At 52.9% G+C, this 18432-nt stretch carries 16 protein-coding genes and 2 tRNA genes; 7 read left to right on the top strand and 11 right to left on the bottom strand.

Going from position 1 to position 18432, the window contains the following annotated elements:
- The first annotated feature begins 55 nt into the window (after window positions 1-55).
- Entirely contained in the window at window positions 56-1798 is a 1743-nt protein-coding gene (locus FUA23_RS12130; RefSeq protein WP_147931014.1) for a ShlB/FhaC/HecB family hemolysin secretion/activation protein, read from the top strand.
- A 28-nt stretch (window positions 1799-1826) separates the two neighbouring features.
- On the opposite strand, the gene FUA23_RS12135 is transcribed toward FUA23_RS12130, so the two are convergent.
- Window positions 1827-2633, bottom strand: coding sequence for a geranylgeranylglyceryl/heptaprenylglyceryl phosphate synthase (locus tag FUA23_RS12135; RefSeq protein ID WP_147931015.1), 807 nt, complete (start codon window positions 2631-2633; stop codon window positions 1827-1829).
- A gap of 110 nt (window positions 2634-2743) precedes the next feature.
- Window positions 2744-2828 (bottom strand) — tRNA-Leu (locus FUA23_RS12140).
- 209 nt (window positions 2829-3037) lie between these two features.
- On the opposite strand from FUA23_RS12140, the gene FUA23_RS12145 reads away from it, so the two are divergent.
- Complete coding sequence (locus FUA23_RS12145) at window positions 3038-3757, top strand: pirin family protein (RefSeq protein ID WP_147931016.1); 720 nt, start codon at window positions 3038-3040, stop codon at window positions 3755-3757.
- Between the two features lie 198 nt (window positions 3758-3955).
- Window positions 3956-4582 carry an NAD(P)H-dependent oxidoreductase gene (locus FUA23_RS12150; RefSeq protein ID WP_147931017.1) on the top strand — a complete coding sequence of 209 codons (627 nt, stop codon included), beginning with the start codon at window positions 3956-3958 and terminating at the stop codon, window positions 4580-4582.
- Window positions 4583-4651: 69 nt separating this feature from the next.
- Here the strand turns inward: FUA23_RS12150 and FUA23_RS12155 are convergent, their stop codons facing one another.
- Window positions 4652-6592 carry an AAA domain-containing protein gene (locus FUA23_RS12155; RefSeq protein WP_147931018.1) on the bottom strand — a complete coding sequence of 647 codons (1941 nt, stop codon included), beginning with the start codon at window positions 6590-6592 and terminating at the stop codon, window positions 4652-4654.
- A 90-nt stretch (window positions 6593-6682) separates the two neighbouring features.
- On the opposite strand from FUA23_RS12155, the gene FUA23_RS12160 reads away from it, so the two are divergent.
- The gene (locus tag FUA23_RS12160) at window positions 6683-7204 is read left to right on the top strand and encodes a TlpA family protein disulfide reductase (protein ID WP_147931019.1); all 522 of its coding nucleotides are present in this window, start codon (window positions 6683-6685) and stop codon (window positions 7202-7204) included.
- Window positions 7205-7308: 104 nt separating this feature from the next.
- On the top strand, window positions 7309-7893 hold the full coding sequence (locus FUA23_RS12165) for a hypothetical protein (protein ID WP_147931020.1): 585 nt from the start codon (window positions 7309-7311) through the stop codon (window positions 7891-7893).
- 32 nt (window positions 7894-7925) lie between these two features.
- Here FUA23_RS12165 and FUA23_RS12170 read toward each other — a convergent pair whose 3' ends face one another.
- The 3 genes from FUA23_RS12170 to FUA23_RS12180 form a co-directional block, all read right to left on the bottom strand.
- Entirely contained in the window at window positions 7926-8342 is a 417-nt protein-coding gene (locus tag FUA23_RS12170) for a hypothetical protein (RefSeq protein WP_147931021.1), read from the bottom strand.
- 87 nt (window positions 8343-8429) lie between these two features.
- Window positions 8430-10871 (bottom strand): TonB-dependent receptor, encoded by a 2442-nt coding sequence (locus FUA23_RS12175; RefSeq protein WP_187270996.1) that lies wholly within the window; start codon window positions 10869-10871, stop codon window positions 8430-8432.
- A 101-nt stretch (window positions 10872-10972) separates the two neighbouring features.
- The gene (locus tag FUA23_RS12180; protein WP_147931023.1) at window positions 10973-11530 is read right to left on the bottom strand and encodes a type 1 periplasmic binding fold superfamily protein; all 558 of its coding nucleotides are present in this window, start codon (window positions 11528-11530) and stop codon (window positions 10973-10975) included.
- 106 nt (window positions 11531-11636) lie between these two features.
- Here FUA23_RS12180 and FUA23_RS12185 point away from each other — a divergent pair, with 106 nt between their 5' ends.
- Window positions 11637-12014, top strand: a complete 378-nt coding sequence (locus tag FUA23_RS12185) for a Fur family transcriptional regulator (RefSeq protein ID WP_147931024.1) — start codon at window positions 11637-11639, stop codon at window positions 12012-12014.
- A 198-nt stretch (window positions 12015-12212) separates the two neighbouring features.
- Here the strand turns inward: FUA23_RS12185 and FUA23_RS12190 are convergent, their stop codons facing one another.
- Both FUA23_RS12190 and FUA23_RS12195 read right to left on the bottom strand, forming a co-directional pair.
- On the bottom strand, window positions 12213-12851 hold the full coding sequence (locus FUA23_RS12190) for a lipoprotein (protein WP_147931025.1): 639 nt from the start codon (window positions 12849-12851) through the stop codon (window positions 12213-12215).
- A 1003-nt stretch (window positions 12852-13854) separates the two neighbouring features.
- A complete protein-coding gene (locus tag FUA23_RS12195; protein ID WP_147931026.1) occupies window positions 13855-15441 on the bottom strand; it encodes a peptide chain release factor 3 in 1587 nt (528 codons plus the stop codon).
- Window positions 15442-15642: 201 nt separating this feature from the next.
- Here FUA23_RS12195 and FUA23_RS12200 point away from each other — a divergent pair.
- Window positions 15643-15715 (top strand) — tRNA-Thr (locus FUA23_RS12200).
- A gap of 88 nt (window positions 15716-15803) precedes the next feature.
- Here the strand turns inward: FUA23_RS12200 and FUA23_RS12205 are convergent.
- From FUA23_RS12205 to FUA23_RS12215, 3 genes are all read right to left on the bottom strand, one after another.
- Window positions 15804-16355: a carboxymuconolactone decarboxylase family protein gene (locus tag FUA23_RS12205; protein ID WP_147931027.1), complete on the bottom strand. Its 552-nt coding sequence runs from the start codon at window positions 16353-16355 to the stop codon at window positions 15804-15806.
- Between the two features lie 132 nt (window positions 16356-16487).
- Entirely contained in the window at window positions 16488-17330 is an 843-nt protein-coding gene (locus FUA23_RS12210) for a helix-turn-helix transcriptional regulator (protein ID WP_147931028.1), read from the bottom strand.
- Window positions 17331-17511: 181 nt separating this feature from the next.
- Window positions 17512-18363 carry a DUF4437 domain-containing protein gene (locus tag FUA23_RS12215; RefSeq protein ID WP_147931029.1) on the bottom strand — a complete coding sequence of 284 codons (852 nt, stop codon included), beginning with the start codon at window positions 18361-18363 and terminating at the stop codon, window positions 17512-17514.
- Window positions 18364-18432 lie beyond the last annotated feature (69 nt).

The following is an 18432-nucleotide window of genomic DNA, read 5'->3' on the forward strand; positions in this document are numbered from 1 at the left end:
AGGACTGGTTTGCTTCAGCCACAACATTCCACCACCTCATCGACGTTTTCTGCAGGTGAAGTTAGTTGGCATCTTCTTTTTGTGGGCGCTGGCGCTGGTGCCAGGAACGGTTGAAGGGCAAGGCTCCGTCAACCTGAACATCATCGCAACCGACTTCGAGCCGAAAGACAGCACCAAAATATTCTCCGACTCCGCCGCAATGGTGGTCTACCTGAAGGAGTGGATTGAACTGGCACGGGCAAAAGCCCACTGGGAGGCTTCCGTAGACAGCCTCTACCGCACCGGAAAGGCCTCCTTCACCGCTGTTCTCCACCAGGGTGCGGCCTATGCATGGGCCGGCCTCACCCCTCCGGATGACGAAGCTGCGCTTCGTTGGCTGCGCCGGTCCGGTTTCCGCGAACGACGCTTTGCAGCCGGTCGCCCGCTGCGCCCCGAAGCCTGGAGTGGCATCCGGGACAGCACCCTGGTGCGTGCCGCCAACGACGGCTACCCCTTTGCCGCAATCGGCCTCGAAGACGTAGACCTCACCGAACCTGGTCAGCTATCGGCCCGCATCAGCCTGAACACCGGCCCGCTGGTCCGGATCGGCGAAGTCAGCGCCCCGGAATCCGTAAGGGTTCGCCCTGCCTTTCTGCAACGTTACCTCGGGCTACAGGAAGGAGAAGTGTACCGGGGCCAAAGGGTTCGTCGTATGGCTGCCAGCCTGAACCAGTTGCCTTACGTCACGATGAAGGGTAGCCCACTGATCAGTTTTCAGGATAGCCTGGCCTTCTTCGATCTGCCGCTGGAGCGTAAAGCCGCCAGTCGTTTCGATTTTGTGATCGGCGTTTTGCCCAACTCCGCCCAAACGGGCAAGCTCCTCATTACCGGCGAACTCAACGGTGAATTGCAAAACGGCTTTGGCCAGGGCGAACGAATTGCCGTTCGTTTCGAGCAGCTCCGCCCTCAGACCCAGGAGCTCGAGCTGGGCCTGGAATATCCATTTCTGTTCGGTCTCCCCTTCGGTTTCGAAGGAGAATTGGACCTCTACCGCCGCGACAGTTCTTTCGTTAACCTCAACTGGAAACTCGCCGCGACTTACCTCAGAGAAGGCAACGACCGGCTCTCTGCCTTCTGGGAAAACCGCCGGACCATCGTTCCAGGTCAGGACCTCAGCGAGGAGCCCGACATCGAAGAGCTCCCTGATACCCTTGGTGTTGTCCGCTCATTTTTCGGGCTGCAGGCCCGCCGGTTGCGGACCGACCGGCGGTTCAGTCCCCGCCGGGGTTACACCATCGACGTCAGCGCCTCAGCCGGTTTCCGGCGTTTGCCGGCGTTTGCCAACCTTGCCCCTGACGAGAGAACCTCCGCGCAGGCCCAGTTGCAAGGAACCGCGGAGGCCTTTCTGGACCCCATTTCCGGCTCAGTGATCTATTTCCGGCTTACAGGAGCGGGGATCTTCAGCGGCGAAGCGCTCCTCGCCAGCGAACAGTACCGGATCGGGGGCGCTAAGTTGCTGAGGGGATTTGACGAACAATCTGTTTTTGCACGTGATTACGCCGTGCTCACTACCGAATTCCGGCTGTTGCTGGGGGGGAATGCTTTCCTGTACGGTTTCCTGGACGCCGCCCGCGTCAACCCCCGCGACAAAAGTCGCCCGGAACTCGACATCGACTATCCTATCGGTTTCGGGGCGGGTATCAACGTAGATACCAGAGCGGGAGTATTCGGATTAAGTCTTGCGTTAGGGAAGAGTAATGGTATTCCGCTGCAGCTCGATGCACCTAAGGTTCATCTGGGGTACGTGAGCGTCTTTTAGTGGCCTCTTGTGGCCTTTCGGGGCGCCCTTATACCGACAGTTTGTTATCTATGGTTTCCTGAGCGTTACTTCCCTGATTATCTGCTGCAGCAGTTGCCGACACACTGCGTACGGCAGCGGCCAACTCCGGCAACCAGTTCACGTCTTTCTCCAGCGCGTTGCCTACCACCACCATATCGGCTCCCGCGGTCAGCGATTCGGCGGCGCGGGCTGCGGTACGAATTCCTCCGCCAACAACGATGGGCAGGTCCACTTCACGCCGGACGGCCTTAATTACTTTCCCGGAAACGGGGTTAAGCGCTCCGCTGCCGGCGTCCATATAGATCATTTTCATCCCGAGCTGTTCTCCGGCCAGGGCCGTGGCTGCGGCAATCGGGGGTTTATCCGCCGGAATCGGCGTTGTGTTGCTCATGTAAGACACCGACGTTGGCCGGCCTCCATCAATGAGCATATATCCTGTAGCAATCGTTTCCAGGCCCATCCGCTTAACCTTTACGGCTACCTGAACGTGGCGCCCGATGAGCATGTCGGGGTTACGCCCTGAAATCAGGGACAGCAGGAACAGAGCATCAGCCTGTTCATCCAGCTGGTTTACGGATCCGGGAAAAAGGATGACCGGCGTAGACTTGGCGTTGTCTTTGAGAAGCTTCAGAAAATACTCTGCCTGCAATGCATTCACCAGGCTTCCTCCCCAAAGGAAAACATCGACTTCACCTTTGTTGGCGTGTGCGGCCAACTCTAACAGGTTTTCCCGACGGGCTTTATCCGGGTCAATTAGCACGGCCAGTAATTTCTTGCCGGCGGCCCGGGCTTCGGAGAGTAGGGAGTATACCATAAGTGGCGGGTAAAATCTGCTTTGGCGCAAGGTACGGACAAATTCGGGCATCGAATTGGCCTGAAACAACAAAGACTCCGTACCGGGTGGTACGAAGTCTCTGATGAATGTGCCCAGAACAGGAGTCGAACCTGCACGTCCGCAATGGACACCAGCCCCTCAAGCTGGCGTGTCTACCAATTCCACCATCTGGGCGGGGTATGAAGAGTGTTCCATGTTTACCTTTCGAAGCGAGCTTCTATTTGGGTGAAAAACATGAATCATTCTCCCGGAGCGAGCGCAAAAGTAATACGCCAAAACAATGTGAGCAAGTTTTCTGAAGAAAATAGTTCATTTTTTTATTTCATGCCGAAAACAAAAGCGGTTAGCTACGCATTTGATGTATGTACATCAAATATTAATTCATGCATTCTGTACTACATAAAGCGGGCAGCAGAGGCCTGGCCGACCATGGTTGGCTCACAAGTTATCATTCGTTCAGTTTTGCTCAATACTATAATCCTGAACGAATGCACTTTGGTGCACTCCGGGTACTGAACGATGATTTGGTAGCCCCCGGCCGTGGTTTCGGGAAACATCCACACGACAATATGGAGATCATCTCCATCCCGTTGTCCGGAGACCTGAGGCATGAAGACTCAATGGGTAATACGACGATCATCCGCGAGGGCGACGTGCAGGCGATGAGCGCAGGAACCGGAGTAGCGCACAGTGAGAAGAACGACTCCACCATTGCTCCCGTCGAGTTTCTGCAAATATGGGTCTTTCCCAAACAGCGCAACATTGCCCCGGCCTACAGTCAGATCACCCTTACTCCGGAAGACACTTCGGGCCAGCTTAGCCAGATCGTTTCACCCAGTGCGGATGAGGCCGGCGTGACCATAAATCAGGATGCCTGGTTTCACTTGGGCAACCTCTCTGCGGGAACAACACAGGACTACCACCTCAGGAAAGCTGGTAACGGTGTTTATGCCTTTCTGCTCGAAGGCGACGCTACCGTTGCCGGTCAGGAACTGAACAAGCGTGATGGCCTTGGCTTATGGGAAACCGACTCGGTTTCCATCGCCGCGACTACCGACGTAAGGATATTACTCATGGAAGTGCCTATGGAGATTCCTCGCTAAGAAACAAAACTGACTGCCATAAAGAACCGGCGCGAACGCAGGTGCTGTAACGGTTGCGACCAGCAAAGGCTTAAGGAAGGCTCTTGCCAGCCTGCTTATCCTTGCTCATTCAACCAACGCCCTGCACCTGCGGCCCCGCCCACCATAAACTTCCGGGTTTCACATCCGGATTCTACTCAACCCCAATCTCAACTTACAATGTCTAACCTCATCTCAGCGCTCGAATGGCGCTACGCCACCAAAAAATTCGACAGCAACCACCCCGCCTCGGATGCCGACATCGAATCGCTGAAAAAAGCGACCAACCTCAGTGCCAGTAGTTTTGGTCTTCAGCCGTACCGCATCGTTGTTGTTACTGATCCTGCCGTCAAACAGCAGTTACGGGCGGCAGCTTTCGATCAGGACCAGGTGACCTCTGCGAGCCACATTTTCGTGTTTGCCGCCAAGGAGGAAGTCAGCCCCGAGTACGTCAACGCGTTCATGCGTTTGACCGCCGACACCCGCGGTGTCCCTTTTGAAGCACTGAAGGGTTACGCCGATTACATCAACGGAAGCCTGGCCGGTAAAGACACCGCAGCCATCCTGGACTGGACCCGCCGGCAGAGCTACATCGCCCTCGGAACCCTCCTCGCCGCAGCCGGAGAACTTAAGCTGGACGCCTGCCCCATGGAAGGCTTTGACCCCGCACAATTCGACGAAATTCTCGGCCTGCCGCAGCAGGGCCTGAGGTCTGTGGTGATCGCCGCCGTCGGGCACCGCTCCGAAGCCGACGACACCCAACATCATGCAAAAGTGCGTTTCCCCGTAGAGGAGATGTTTATTTAGTCAGCACCCCGGCTGAACCCGCTTAGTGCTTCTTTTCCAGCCAGGAAGAGAAGTAGTAAGCGGGTTCTTTTATTTCATGTATTCCCAGGCCGTTTGGTACAGGCCGTTCTTTTCCACGTACTCCAGAAAGCCGGCGAAGAAAGGATCGTTACCGATGGTTGCGCTGTCGCCGATTACGACGAGGTATTTCTTTGCGCGGGTAATGGCTACGTTCATACGGCGGTAATCGGCCAGGAAACCGATTTCCTGGCGTTCATTCGAGCGAACCAGCGACAGATACACCACGTCCCGCTCCCGTCCCTGAAAGCCATCGACGGTATTGACCGTCAGGTTGAAATCATTCAGGCGTGGTTCTCCTTCGAAAAGATCCTCGGCCTGGACCACCTGCTGGCGGTAGGGAGTGATGACGGCGATGGTAGGTAAAACGTCTTCGGGCGGTACGGAGCTCCGCAGATCAAGGAGGTGCTCCAGCAGGATGTTAAGTTCCCCGTCGTTGTACCGGCTTTTGAAGCGGGGGTGCAGCTTTTCCTCGAAGCCCGTTCCGGCCGTATCGATGAAGACCAAAGACTCGGTTAGTGGAACGCCCGGGAGGCTGCGCTGGGCGACGAGGTCTGCGGCCTTCAGCCGGCCCTCGTAGAAATAGTCGTTGCTGTAGCCCATGATCGGTTCGTTCATGCGGTACTGCACCTCCAGCAGGTTGCCTTGCGCCGGCAGGAGTTTTCCTGGCAGGGGGGCTTTCATTTCGCTGACAGCGGGGTTTTCTTTTTGCAGGCATTTCTCGAGCAGGGTTTCTGAGAAACCCTTTTTTTCGGCAGCCCGGTTCTTGACCGTAGGCGGCAACTGGTAGGGATCTCCGGCGAGCACGACCCGGTTGGCCTTGAGAATAGGAATCCAGGTTGCTGGTTCCAGGGCCTGCGCCGCCTCGTCAATGATGCACGTTCTGAACTCGTGCTTGTTCAAAATATTGGCTGCAGCGCCGATCAGGGTACAAACAACAACCTGAGTGGTTTCCAACACGTGGTCCAGCGTGCGGTCTTCGAGCTGCCGGGCCCAGTTGGCAAGGCGGCCGGCGTCACGAAACCCCATTCCTTTTTCGCGTCCTTTTTTCTTACTCGCTTTTTTGCGGAGTTCTGCGGCTTCGCGGCGCAGTTTTTTCACCTGCGCCGTGTCGGGGTGATCAGCGATCTGGATATCGAGGGTATGGCGAAGTACTTCTTCCTCAACCCTGCTGATGTTACCGGTGCGAACTACGTCAAGCCCCATTTCTGCAAGACGCATCGTTACGAGGTCTGCAGCGGAGTTGGACGGCGTGCAGAATAGCACGCGTCCTTCGGTTTTGACGAGCTCCCCTACTGCGGCGACCAGGGTTGTCGTTTTTCCGGTTCCGGGAGGTCCGTGGATGAGGCTGAGGTGACTGGCGCCAAGGATAGCCTGTACGGCAGCCCGTTGGCTTTCGTTGAGGTGGCCAAGGTGATCGACCGCTGATGCAGGAACCGGGCGTTCTTCGCCAGCCCTGACGCCCATGATTACGTCGCGCACTTCTGCGATTCTGCCTCCTTCCACCGATTCGAGTACCTGGAGGGCGCGGTCCATCTCAACGTACGTCCGCTCGTCAAACATCAGGTCTACGCCAACACCGCCAGACTGGAGCCAGTCGGGGAGGTCTTCTCCGCCCAGCACGATCTTCATCCGGTTTTTCTTGATGTAGTGGATCACCCCGGCTCTTTGGGGCCCGTTAGCCATTGGCTGGGTGGTGAACAGGTTGACGGAAGTGCCCGACCTGAACTGGTGGGCTTCTTCGCCTTCGCGTACCACCGTTACGGTTGGCCGCCCGCCAATTCCGTAGCCGGTCTCGGTTACCTGCAGCGGGTACCAACTGTAGCCCTTAGCAACCCTTTTGACGAGGGGCATCGCCTGAATTACTTCAAGGTGCAGGCGTCGTTCTTCTTCACGTTCGAGTTGAACGAGTTGGCGTTGGTGGGTGAGGTAAGCTTTTTGTTGGTCGGTCAAGGGGGAGGAAGTTCTTGTTTCGGTCGGGAAGGTAACTATGTACGAGCTTTGCTGTTCAAATACCACTAAAACTTTCCTAATTACCGGTCCATGACGAGAACATTCGTACTCCTGTCCCTGATTTCAGTTGCCTTTACGGCTTGCGAGAAAGATCCACCTGCGCCCCTACCCCGCTTTGGAACGGCCAACGAGCCAATCACCTACACCGATTTTGAAGACATCGCCGGCCTGTTTACGCAGCAGTCTGACACCACCTACCTGATCAACTTCTGGGCTACCTGGTGCAAGCCGTGCCGGGAAGAACTCCCCCTCCTGAATCAGCTCGCCCGGGAGGAGCAAGACAAAAAGCTCAAGGTGGTGCTTGTCAGCCTCGATACCGAAGAAAATGCTATCGGTCGGATTCCGGCCTTCCTGCGGGAAACCGCTCCCGATCTTGCATCAATAATCCTAACCGACGAAGACCAGTCGTGGGGAAAAACCATCGACCGGGTGTGGAGTGGTTCTCTACCCACCACGATCATCTATCGGGCCGATCTCCGGTACGTTTACCGCCGGGGGTTCAATACTTACCCGGATGTAAGGAGGGCACTCGAGCCTTTGATCGGAAAATGACACCGGTCAACTGCCGCTTTTTTACATCTTCCCCACCTTTTCAGCTCTTGATCAAGAACCACTTACGGCTTTTGCGTATTTTAACCGTTGCAAACGGTAGACACATGAGGCATTTTTTATCACTTTTTATCATCCTTGGCCTTTCAATTTCTCTTCAGGCCGAATCTCTGCGCGGTTTCCTGCTGACAAAAGACAACTATCAGCTCACGGGATATTTCAACGTTCTGAGCTACAGCCCAACGGGGAACATGATCACCTTCACCAACGATTTCGGTGATGTGTATTCCATTCATCCAATGCTGGTAAAAGGCTTTGGTTTCAGCAAAGACGGCACCAGTTTTCGGTTCGTGAGTCGCTTTCACGAAGGACAGTGGTTCTTTTTGCACGAGGAAGTGACGGGCCGCGCGCTCTCGCTGTTCCGGCTCCCCGACGGCTCCAACAACTGGGTAGACGACAGCATGTTGCGGCTGTTCCAGACTCCTCCGCCTACTTATTACTTTTATTACGGTAACCGCAACCTTGTCGCAATTCCCCGCTCCGGTTTCAAACGCACCCTCAAAAAATTCTTCGAGCGGTCCAGTCCGGAACTGTCCGCAAAAATCGGAAAAAGAGGCTACCGGTACCGGAACCTCGCAGAAATAGTGGTCGAATTTAATGAGCTCAAAGGCCGTGCCCGCCGGCGTTTGTAAGCAGTTGTAAAACCAGCCTGATTCAGTAACAGTTATTTGCCTTCGGGGCGTCGTACGCGCTGTCTTTTGCGCATTTCAGCCTTACGTTCGTCTTTGATGGCGTTGAACTTTTCGCGCTGCTCATCGTCCAGCATATCAAAAATTTCACGTTCCCGGGCGGCACGCAGTTTTCCTCCTTCGGCGAGCACTTTTTCACGGTCTGTACCAGCGTTTCGGCGCAGGTCTTTGAGTTCTTTGTTGTACCGGCTATTTATTTCCCGGTAGGTTGCAGCCTGATCTTCAGAGAGGCCCAGTGCCTTAATTTCGGCATCAAGTTCGGCTTGCTTATTCCCGCGATTCTGGCGATTTTCGGCGGCAGACTCGGTGGTTTTGGCGACATTCTGTGCGGTACCGCAACCGGTACTAAGGAGGGCACAAGCGAACAAGGTTAGAAAGATAAATCGTTGCATAACAGTAGGTTTCCGACATCCGTTTTACGCGAATGTTCCATGATGAGACGGAACAAAGTTACGGAGGTCAACTGTTGGCAGCCTTATTTACCAATCATAAGTAATTCTTAACGTGAGATTCCGCCCGGTGGCATCGGTAAAATAGCGTTGCCGGTCGAGGTAATCGCGGTACCGGGTATTGAAGACATTCTGGGCGGCGGCGCGCAGGTTCAGGGTGCGGTTTCCGGGCAAGGTTATCTCCCTGCTTACACTTAGATCCAGGAGCGAGTACCCGTCTGGCGGAGCCAAAAAATCCTGGTCTTCATCGAGGCGAGTTTGGCGGGCGACGAACAGCGCGTTTGCTGAAACCGTCCAGTTTTCAACCGGGGTATGGCTGACACCAAGGCGCAGGTTATCGGCAGGCATATAGATCAGCGGCTTGTCTTCGGTGTGGTTTTGTCCACGTACGATCGCCAACCTTCCGTCCAGCTCCCACCTGGGGTGTGGTACGTAGAAAGTTCTCAGATTGGCTCCGTAGAGCAAGGCATTTCCACCCCGGTAAAGAAAGACCGGGAATGCCCCCCGGATGGTTAGCCTGAATTCTGATTGCGGCTCCAGAAAGATGTAATTCCTGATGGGCTGAACGAACAGCCCACCGTTGAGGGTAAGCCGGTCTCCGGCGTAGAGCACCCCGGCTTTGACTTTCAGAGACAACTCCGGCTCCAGCGCGGGGTCGCCCTCCTCGATTCCGCTGACGCCCTGATGCAGGCCATTGCTGTACAATTCATTGATCTGCGGCGCCCGCTCCCGCAGGGTAAACCCGGCCTGAATGCTGGTCTGGTCATTAAACTTCCGGCGCAACTCAAAACTGGCCCCTACCGTCGAAAAAGTGTGCTTGAAGCGCTCTATGCGCCGGGGCAGATCGCGGCTGATGGTGATTGCTTCGTAAAACTGATGGTCGAAACGCAGGCCCGCATGGTACTGAAAAAACTCACCTTCCTTATGGTAGGCCAGGTAGCCGGATGAACGGTTGGCGTTGTAATCAGGAATGAGCGGCAAGACGCCCGTTCCCGGCTGGTTATCGTTGAGGGTAAATTCGTACTGCAAATTAGCATCGAGGTGACGGTCCGGACCGAGTTCGTGGTGCCACACCGTCTCCAGCAGGTGATTTGTCTGCTGCAGACTCAGGGCCGGAGAGTCATTCAGTTCCCCCCTGCGGACGTCAAACTCCTTCCTGATGTCGAGCTGGCCGCCGTACCGGAAGGTAAAACGGTGATTCTCGTTGGGTCGGAACTCCGTTTCTATTTTAGCCAGGTGGTGGCTTACGACCTGCCTGGGAGAGGTAATCTGATAAGTAAAAGAATCTCTGGTGAAGAAGGGGACTTCGCGGTTTATAGCGAGCTCAAGATCCGTCAAATTGCCTACGTGGGCTCCCCTCAGTATTCCGATGGTGGTATTGAAAACGCTGTAATAGGCGCGGGTTGTCCACTTGGAGTTATGGAAATAAGCCAGTTGGAGAGCAGCGTTTGCCTCTCTGCGTCCGGTATTGGCGAGGAAGTAGTCTGGTGCTCTGTGATCTCCTGAATACTTCCCGCTCAGACTGAGGCGGTAGGCTAAGCGACCGCCTCCGTTGAGGCGCGCATTCAGGGTATGGCCGCGTCCGTTGGATTGGAATCCGTAGGCGATTTTTCCTCCTGCTGCTTCGTTCTCGCGCAGGGGAGCTGGTTCAATAAGTACAGTTGCCGCAACCGTTGGCCCCGCGTACTTCAGGGCTTCTACACCTTCGACGACCCTCACGTAGGCAGCCACCCAGGGGTCAATTTCGGGTGCATGGTCGTTGCCCCATTGCTGGCCACTCTGCGCGATACCATTGTTCTGGATGCTCAGCCTGTTGCCGAAAACACCATCGAAAACCGGCTTCGAAGCCGAAGTACCGGCCCTCAGGCTGGAGACACCGGTGATGCGCTCCAGCGCATCGGTCAACAGTTCGGGAGATCGCTCGTCGAACTCACGTGAATACCCAGTGTTGGCCGTCGCGGAAACGGTTACCGTTTCGGTATAATTGTCGTGATGGTGGAGGTAGACGGTGATCTGGGTGTCCTGGCGAAGGTTCAGCGTAAGGGTTTCACCGTCGCAGCCAACGTGGGTAAACGTAAATGTTTGTTTGCCTTCGCACAGGTCCGTAAAAACGAAACTTCCCGTGCTGTCGGCCTGGATGCCCCGCCCGGCCTCCTGCCCGTAGATGGTAGCATACCCGAGGGGTTCATCGTCGTGCTCAGACAGAAGGCGGCCGGAGAGGGTGATCGTACAATCCGGAGGAGCGTTACTCAGCGGAGGCGGGGTTGAAAACCCCGCGTTTAACGCGGCAGAAGGTAAATGCCCTACGTGCCGGTAATCGGTAGGAATTAATGGTACGAACTCTTGCCTCATGGCTTTGCCTTCCAAAGACGCCTCCCCTGCACCTGCGTCAGCGCCCCATAAAGAAGCATTTCCGGAGGTTTCGGAGTCTGATGCGTAAGCGGAATAAAAGTGGTGAAGATAGAGCTGCAAAAAAGCTGCGGTTTCGACGTCCCTACCCGGACGCGAAACCGCAGATACCCATTGGCTATACAGGGCAAAAATTAAAAACAAGGAAATTCGCATACTTAGTTTTACTGAATAGAAACGTCAAAGGTAACTTCGACATCGGTTTCACCACCGGCAGCATCAGGGTTGTCGATGGTTGCGGCACTGCCTTTAGCGGGCTCGTGGCGCAGGATGACCTGAACAGAACCGGTGGAAGCGTCTCCGGTTGAAACCGAAGTGAGCAGACCGATTGGATTTCCGTCGCTGTCCATGTCTTCGTAAGAGAGAGTAAGGTTCAGGCCAGAAGAAACGGGGTAGAACACCTGGTGCTCTTCGTCTTCCTCCATGATTTCGGGGTCAATTTCTTCGTCTTCGTTAGCGAAAGAAACTACTGCATCGTAGGTAGCATTCGCTGCCATGGTACCAGTGCTGGTGATTACGGGGGCGTTGCCACCGTCGCCGTCGGCATCGACAAAGGAGAACGCTACGGTCTCGTTGGCTGCATCAGTAGGTGTGAGGGTCCAGGTAACCCGGGTGATTACTTCTTCTTCGTTTTCGATGATCGGATCGTCGTCATCGCTACAGCCGTTGGCGAAGATGATGAGAACGAAGGCAAACAGTAGGTAATTAACTTTGTTAGTCATTTTGAATTCTTGGTTGGTGGAGTTGATTGGAACCCGGGGGTTACATAATTAAGTACAAAGCAACGGAGAATTTCTTACTATTGCAACACTGTCGCAACAAAAAATCATGAAACGTAGAAACACACCCTCAAAAACTGCAGTTTTGTCTGCGCTCGAACAAGCTGGCACTGCGCTTAGCCACGACAAAATTCTTGCATCAATTGGTGACTCCATCGACCGGGCTACCGTTTACCGCATTCTTAACCGCTTTTGCGACGACGGCATCACCCACCGCATCGTGGCCGACGACGGCAAGCAGTACTTCGCCCTCTGCGAAGGCTGCAGCCACGAGGCCCACGCCCACAACCATTTCCATTTTCGCTGTCTGGGTTGCGATTCAGTCGAGTGCCTCAGCTCGGAGGTAACGGTAGGATTACCCAAAGGCTACCGGGCGGAGAATTTCAACGGGGTGATTTCTGGCTTTTGTGCGGGGTGCGAGGCTTAAAGCGGGTTTGGTTTTAACGGTAACGGAACTAGTAAAGGCGTCTCAGTAGCTACAAACTGTAGCGGGTTCAAACCGCACCGGTTTTCACAACTCAGCCGCCCAGTAAGTTTGAGGCACGGGTTTCTCCTTCTCTAAAAAAAACGCACCACTAATCTGATGATTAATGGTGCGCCTCAATTGAATTTTTCAGTTCTCGGTTTAGCCTTTGCTATCCGTCAGTTTATAGATAGCGAAATTTGATTGCCATTCGAACAGTTCTTGTCTGCCGGGCGGTATCTTTCCGGTTTTGATCTCTTCTGCAACAGCCATTGCCTTATCCAGAATGTAGCTCCGGTACTCTTCATTCTTGCTTTCATCAAGTACATCAGCAGACGTCAGGTAAAACTCGGTGAGCAGGTGCAAATCGACCGGTTCGGAATAGGTCATCAGATACCCCAGGTATCTTGCAGCGACTTTCGCTTTGTCTTCAGAAGCATTCGTTTTGTTTAGAATAACCCTAGAACTATTTATGAGTTGCTCAAGGTCATACCTCATTGTGCCATCAAGTTGACCGTGGTCTGTAAGCGGAACAATCAGTTCATCGAAAGCTTTTATTGCTACCAAAAACTCGCTGTTCTGATGGTCGGCCCGAACTTTCAACGCAGCCGACATAGCAGGCGTTATAGGATCTGCGACAAGATCGACCGTTGAAGCAATAAACTTCTTCTCTAAGCTGGAATTCAGGTTTGCGGTGAGGAACATTTCAGCTTTTTGAGCAGCTAAGCCATAGTCGACGATGTCCTTTTGACAGCCTGATAAAACGAAGGCTGCGACGATACAAAATAATATGTTTTTCATTAGTGATATTAAGTTTTGGTTTATTTAATGCAGTGATTTGTCTCGCATCCCAGGTCGGCGGGATTCATACCTGACCATGTATCGTCAGTTGTACTTGAAGATGTCACTGTACTTCCATCCGAGTAAACATGCGTTGATTCATAATCAGTTATTAGACCGTTACAATCAACATTATAAGTTATTTCCCAACTGTCACACCCTGAAGAACAATCTCCTTTGCATGAGTAGTCATTTTTTGCCAAAAGCGGGACAGCAAAAAAACACTGAGAAGCAGAAAAACTTTTGGTACCATTAGAACTGGGTTTTGATTAAGAAATAGTTACAGAATAAGACATACCTCAACCAGAGTGGCTTAGGGCTTTGTCATTTGACATCACAGTTTTTTGGCTGTGCTATCATAACTTCTGATCTTAAGATACAGCTGATCAAACACATTCCTTCCTGAATTCCCCGAAATTCCCCGAAATTCCCCGAAATTCCCCGAAATTATTGAGTGGGCAGCAGGTATCCAAATGCAAATAGTCATTTACTAACCAATGTTACCACCCTCGTCCCTGACATTCCTCAGGGCTTCGCAAGCTGCCTCTACGACTCCTTCCGGGTAGCCCAAGCATTCGTATATTTTCTTTCGCAGGGCCGGAGAAAGCATACCTCTGGGGATTATAAGCCGATACTTACGTAATTTATTATAGAGGGTTTTTCGATCCCAACCGTACTCATGTACGATGTCTTTTTTGTACTTGTGTGCAGGCATAAGGCTTTGTCTTTTGGTGTAAACATCAAAGGGTAAAATCCTTTTAGCCCATAAATTATGCCGCGCCAACCATACGTACAGGATCAAAAAACGCTTTCCATGAGCACAAAACACAACTAAAAAACGCCAGCTACAATGCACAAACAACTAACAATCAATTTCTTACAACTTTCAAACCGGGCCGTTTTGTAAGCATGTTAAGAACATTCCACTAATCTCATTTGACGTTCCTTAACGCGCAAGTCCCTCCTACAACTCACTGGTAGAATGAAACTCAACCTCCGGGTGATTGTCCTTCGCCATCTGCAGGGTCCAGGCTGAATCAGCGAGATATACCAGGCGGCCTTCCTTATCGTGGCCGATGTGTTGGCGGCGGCGTTCCTCAAAAGCCTTTAGGGCGGCTTCATCCTCGCAGGTTACCCAAAGCGCTTTGTGCAGGTTGATGGGCTCGTACTGAACGGTAGCACCGTATTCATGCTCCAGACGGTATTGGATCACGTCGAACTGGAGTGCTCCGACGCAGCCGATGATCTGGGCGTTGTCTACCGTGCGGGTAAAGAGCTGGGCGACGCCTTCGTCCATCAACTGATCGATGCCTTTAGCCAATTGTTTAGACTTTAACGGGTCGCCGTTGTACACCCGGCGAAACTGCTCGGGGCTGAAACTCGGGATGCCTTTGAAGTGCAACTCTTCGCCTTCGGTGAGCGTATCGCCGATCTTGAAGTTACCGGAATCGTAAAGGCCCACTACGTCGCCCGCAAACGCTTCGTCTACAATTTCTTTTTTGGCGGCCATGAAGCTGGTTGGGTTGGCAAACTTCATCTTGCGCCCCTGGCGCACGTGCAGGTAGTTGGTGTTGCGTTCAAATGTACCGGAGCAAATCCGGAGGAAAGCGATCCGGTCACGGTGTCGCGGATCCATATTGGCGTGGATTTTGAAGACGAAGCCCGAAAACTTGTCTTCATTGGGCAATACCTGACGTTCTTCAGTTGGTCGGGGGCGCGGCTCAGGCGCGATCTGCACAAAGCAATCAAGCAATTCTTTCACGCCGAAGTTATTGACGGCGGAGCCGAAAAAGACCGGGCTGATTGTTTGGTCGAGGTATTCTTCCCGCTTGAACTCAGGATACACCTCGTTGATCATATCCACTTCTTCCCGCAGTTCGTTGGCGGCGTCTTCACCGACGAGTTTATCCAGTTCCGGGTCATCGAGATCATCGAATTCGATGGTTTCTTCGGGGCGCCCCTGTTTGTTGTCGGGCCGGAAAAGGACGAGGCGTTGCTCGAAGATATTGTACACTCCTTTGAAGCGTTCGCCCATACCGATTGGCCAGCTCAGGGGCGTGCAGGGCAATAAAAGCTTCTGTTCGACCTCATCGAGCAGGTCGAATGCTTCCTTACCAGGCCGGTCCATTTTATTGATAAAAACGATAACCGGAGTTTTTCGCATCCGGCAAACTTCAACAAGTTTTTCGGTTTGTTCCTCCACACCTTTAGCCACGTCAATCACCACGATAACGGAATCGACCGCAGTGAGGGTCCGGTAGGTATCTTCGGCAAAATCTTTGTGCCCCGGAGTATCCAGAATGTTGATTTTCTTCTCGGCGTAGTCGAAAGCCATCACGGAAGTAGCCACCGAGATTCCCCGCTGACGCTCGATCTCCATAAAATCGGAGGTGGTGCTTTTCTTGACTTTATTGCTCTTCACCGCGCCGGCTTCCTGAATTGCTCCACCAAAAAGCAGGAGTTTTTCGGTCAGGGTGGTCTTACCTGCATCCGGGTGAGCGACGATGCCGAACGTACGGCGGCGGGCTATTTCTTGTTTCTGATTACTCATAAGCGGATGCGAAGATAAGTTAAGTACTTAAGCAGTCGTATAATCAGGCACCCAAATAGTCTTCCGGCACGACATTTTTGGGCGCAGCCGCTGGTGCAATATCGGTTGAGAGGCAAAGCTCCGGCATATTTTCAGCGCAGCCAGGTCCAGAAACCGTTTGATCATATTTACGCACTCCTTATATTTGTACCGTACATATCAGCCGTCCTAGCTCAGTTGGTAGAGCAATTCATTCGTAATGAATAGGTCGTCGGTTCGAGTCCGATGGACGGCTCAGAAATAATAACCCCCACTCGACCGAAGTTGAGTGGGGGTTGTTTTTTGTCCTGACAAATCAGGACCAGGCAGTTCGCTTGTGCAGCTTAGCTTTTGCTCCAGGCAAACTTCTGGAACGGCTCATCCACCGGGGTTTCGGCGAGGTGGTTCACATAGTTGCTGATTACTTTCTGAGAGAGGCCCAGAATGATTTCCAGAAGCTGTCTCTCTTCGTAACCCACCGCGAAGAATGCTTCTTTTTCCGCTGGTGTCAGGTGGCCACGACTTCTGACAATCGCCAGGGTTGTGTCGTGCAGTACCTGCAGCTTCTCCGAAGGCAACGCCGTTCCGTTTCTTAAAGCTTCGGTAATTGCTCCGTCTACCTTCATCATGTGAGCGATGGCCGTGTGGGCCGGTACACAGTAATGACATTCGTGCTCTACATTGATTGTTTGCCACACCACGGTGAGTTCATCTTTATCGAAAGAGGAGTCCGCAAAGAGGCCATGCAGACTTTTGTACGCAGCGAGCAAGCCCGGCGCACCAGCCAGTACCGCGTGCAGGTTAGGAATGTAACCAAATGCCTTTTGTGAGGCTTCGAGTTGAGCTTTGCTTTCTTCCGGAGCAGTTGCGACGGTGTGAACGGTCAGATTATTCATTGTTCTAAGTTTTCAGATTTAAAAATCGGATCAAAAACTCTGGGCTTTTGGTCCTTTTTGTTTCTGAAGCAAAGGTCGGGGCAACGAAAAAGTCCGGAATGGAGAAAGAGGTCAACTATATGGAGACTTGGTTCAGGCGAGGTGATTTGAACGAAAAGTACTGGGAGGAACACCCTCGTGCTTCGTGAAAATACGGGTGAAGTACAGCGGGTCATTAAACCCTACCTCGTAGGCGATATCACTGACGGCCAGATCAGACACCATCAGCAGGCTTTTTGCCTTTTTCAATTTCTCCCCGTTGATGTAGCTAGCCGGGCTGTCGTTGAATTGCTTTTTGAATTCCCGCTTAAAAGAAGACAAGCTCATCCCGCTGAGCTTTGCCAGCTCTGCGGTCGTCAGGTTAGAGTACAGGTGGAGCCCCACCACTTCTTTGAGGCTGGAGGCCCGCGGAGAGTAAAGGTCTGAGATCAACTCCATAATGGACCCGATGTTTTTCGTCTGCATCAGCAGCAGAATCAGTTCCTTTATCTTCAACTCCAACAGGTCGTCGTTAACCAACGAAGGGTGTTGGAAGTAAAACTCCAAAGACTCAATGAACCTGGCAATGATCTCGTGGTCGGCAATATGCTTCGTAGGAGCGTTACCCTGGTGCCCTTTTATCAGCCCCGGTAATTCATGGATGTACAGTTTTTTGAGAATCTCGGGGTACAGGTGCACGGCGATAACTTCTACCTCCCGCTCATCGGTCCGTTTAACAATATCCATAAAGTAGGTATCACATTTAAGCAGTACAGCTTCCCTGCCTTCAACGAGTAGGTTGTCTTTCGAGGAGAGCAGCCTCACGCCTACTTCTTTCACGTACAGGAAACAACCTTCGTCCTGAAACACTCTTTCGTGTCTGTACGGAGGCTGAATCACCATCTTTTCAATCAAAACCCTGTCCTGGTATTTAAAACCCTGCTGCTTCGCACTCATTCGAAAAACTAACTTTTGCCTGTGATCTCACTTTAACAATTATTCATCCAGGGAGGTTACGGGTACATGCAAAAAACAGAAACTCCGGCCAATGACAAGGAGGACCAGGTCTGCCCTAATCCTCCTCATCTGTTGGAGCCCGCGCTGTCAAAGGCCTTTGCAAGGCCTCTCCGGTAAATTGTTATTTAGCGGAAGACAGACGAACGGCTCCGTTGGTTCTTACGTAGACAACGGTTTCCTGAGCCGAACCTACCGCAACATCATGAACAGACGCTCCCGTAGACGTGAAGTAACCGCCGATATCCAGGACACTCGCCTTGTCTTCGCCGGGTATTGTATAGTCTACCTCTCCTCCAATAACCACGGCATGGAAGACGGAGCCACTGGTTTCGACCTTACCGGTAAACCCGGCAGGTAATTTCAGGTACATACCGTACAGATCGTCGCCTTCGGGGTTCCCCCACAGGTAAGACCGCTTGAGGCCGTCGCCGGAGCCTTCCACATCCGCCCAAACAATGTTGGACTCATCGATATTCAGCGGCCGTTCTCCTTCGTCGAATGCTTCGTCGGTGGGCTTAACGAGGTAAGGACCGTGATCGATTTCGATGTATGCCATATTCTCAGCGGCGCTCGCCGCCGTAATGTGCGCCTCTCCAGCTGGTTGTGTCCAGAAAGAACCTGCAGGCATCCACATTTTGGCCGCGTCAGGATCATCGTTGTGGATCAAGCCTTTGATGACGGTGCCGCGGTAGGTAACGTTGTGAATGTGTGGCGGTGACGAGAAGCCTTCCTTGAACTTGACGAGAAAACCGGTCGCTACTTCAGCACTACGGTCTCCCCAGATGGTTCCGGCCTGCGGACTGGCGTCGCCACGAGCAGGGTTGAGTGGCGTCCACTCGATTTCGGAGCTAAGTTTTATCCGGTTTGTGGGCTCGACAACCTCTGCGGTGTCGCCTGCATTTGACTTAACTACAGCGTCCTCACAACCAGTAAGGAACGCTACAAACAGTATTAAAATAATTAGATGCTTCATTATTCTTTGATGTTTTTTTTGACATACTCCCCTCGGCCACAGCAACAGGTAACCGAGGGAAATACAGAA

Origin of the sequence: Neolewinella aurantiaca, assembly GCF_008014675.1 — a bacterium.
In the GTDB taxonomy this organism is placed as follows: domain Bacteria; phylum Bacteroidota; class Bacteroidia; order Chitinophagales; family Saprospiraceae; genus Neolewinella; species Neolewinella aurantiaca.

Coding starts and splice junctions, on each gene's coding strand:
- FUA23_RS12135 (WP_147931015.1), bottom strand. CDS start 2,633: ATGGTATACTCCCTACTCTCCGAAGCCCGGGCCGCCGGCAAGAAATTA.
- FUA23_RS12145 (WP_147931016.1), top strand. CDS start 3,038: ATGCATTCTGTACTACATAAAGCGGGCAGCAGAGGCCTGGCCGACCAT.
- FUA23_RS12150 (WP_147931017.1), top strand. CDS start 3,956: ATGTCTAACCTCATCTCAGCGCTCGAATGGCGCTACGCCACCAAAAAA.
- FUA23_RS12160 (WP_147931019.1), top strand. CDS start 6,683: ATGACGAGAACATTCGTACTCCTGTCCCTGATTTCAGTTGCCTTTACG.
- FUA23_RS12165 (WP_147931020.1), top strand. CDS start 7,309: ATGAGGCATTTTTTATCACTTTTTATCATCCTTGGCCTTTCAATTTCT.
- FUA23_RS12170 (WP_147931021.1), bottom strand. CDS start 8,342: ATGCAACGATTTATCTTTCTAACCTTGTTCGCTTGTGCCCTCCTTAGT.
- FUA23_RS12180 (WP_147931023.1), bottom strand. CDS start 11,530: ATGACTAACAAAGTTAATTACCTACTGTTTGCCTTCGTTCTCATCATC.
- FUA23_RS12185 (WP_147931024.1), top strand. CDS start 11,637: ATGAAACGTAGAAACACACCCTCAAAAACTGCAGTTTTGTCTGCGCTC.
- FUA23_RS12190 (WP_147931025.1), bottom strand. CDS start 12,851: ATGAAAAACATATTATTTTGTATCGTCGCAGCCTTCGTTTTATCAGGC.
- FUA23_RS12195 (WP_147931026.1), bottom strand. CDS start 15,441: ATGAGTAATCAGAAACAAGAAATAGCCCGCCGCCGTACGTTCGGCATC.
- FUA23_RS12205 (WP_147931027.1), bottom strand. CDS start 16,355: ATGAATAATCTGACCGTTCACACCGTCGCAACTGCTCCGGAAGAAAGC.
- FUA23_RS12210 (WP_147931028.1), bottom strand. CDS start 17,330: ATGAGTGCGAAGCAGCAGGGTTTTAAATACCAGGACAGGGTTTTGATT.
- FUA23_RS12215 (WP_147931029.1), bottom strand. CDS start 18,363: ATGAAGCATCTAATTATTTTAATACTGTTTGTAGCGTTCCTTACTGGT.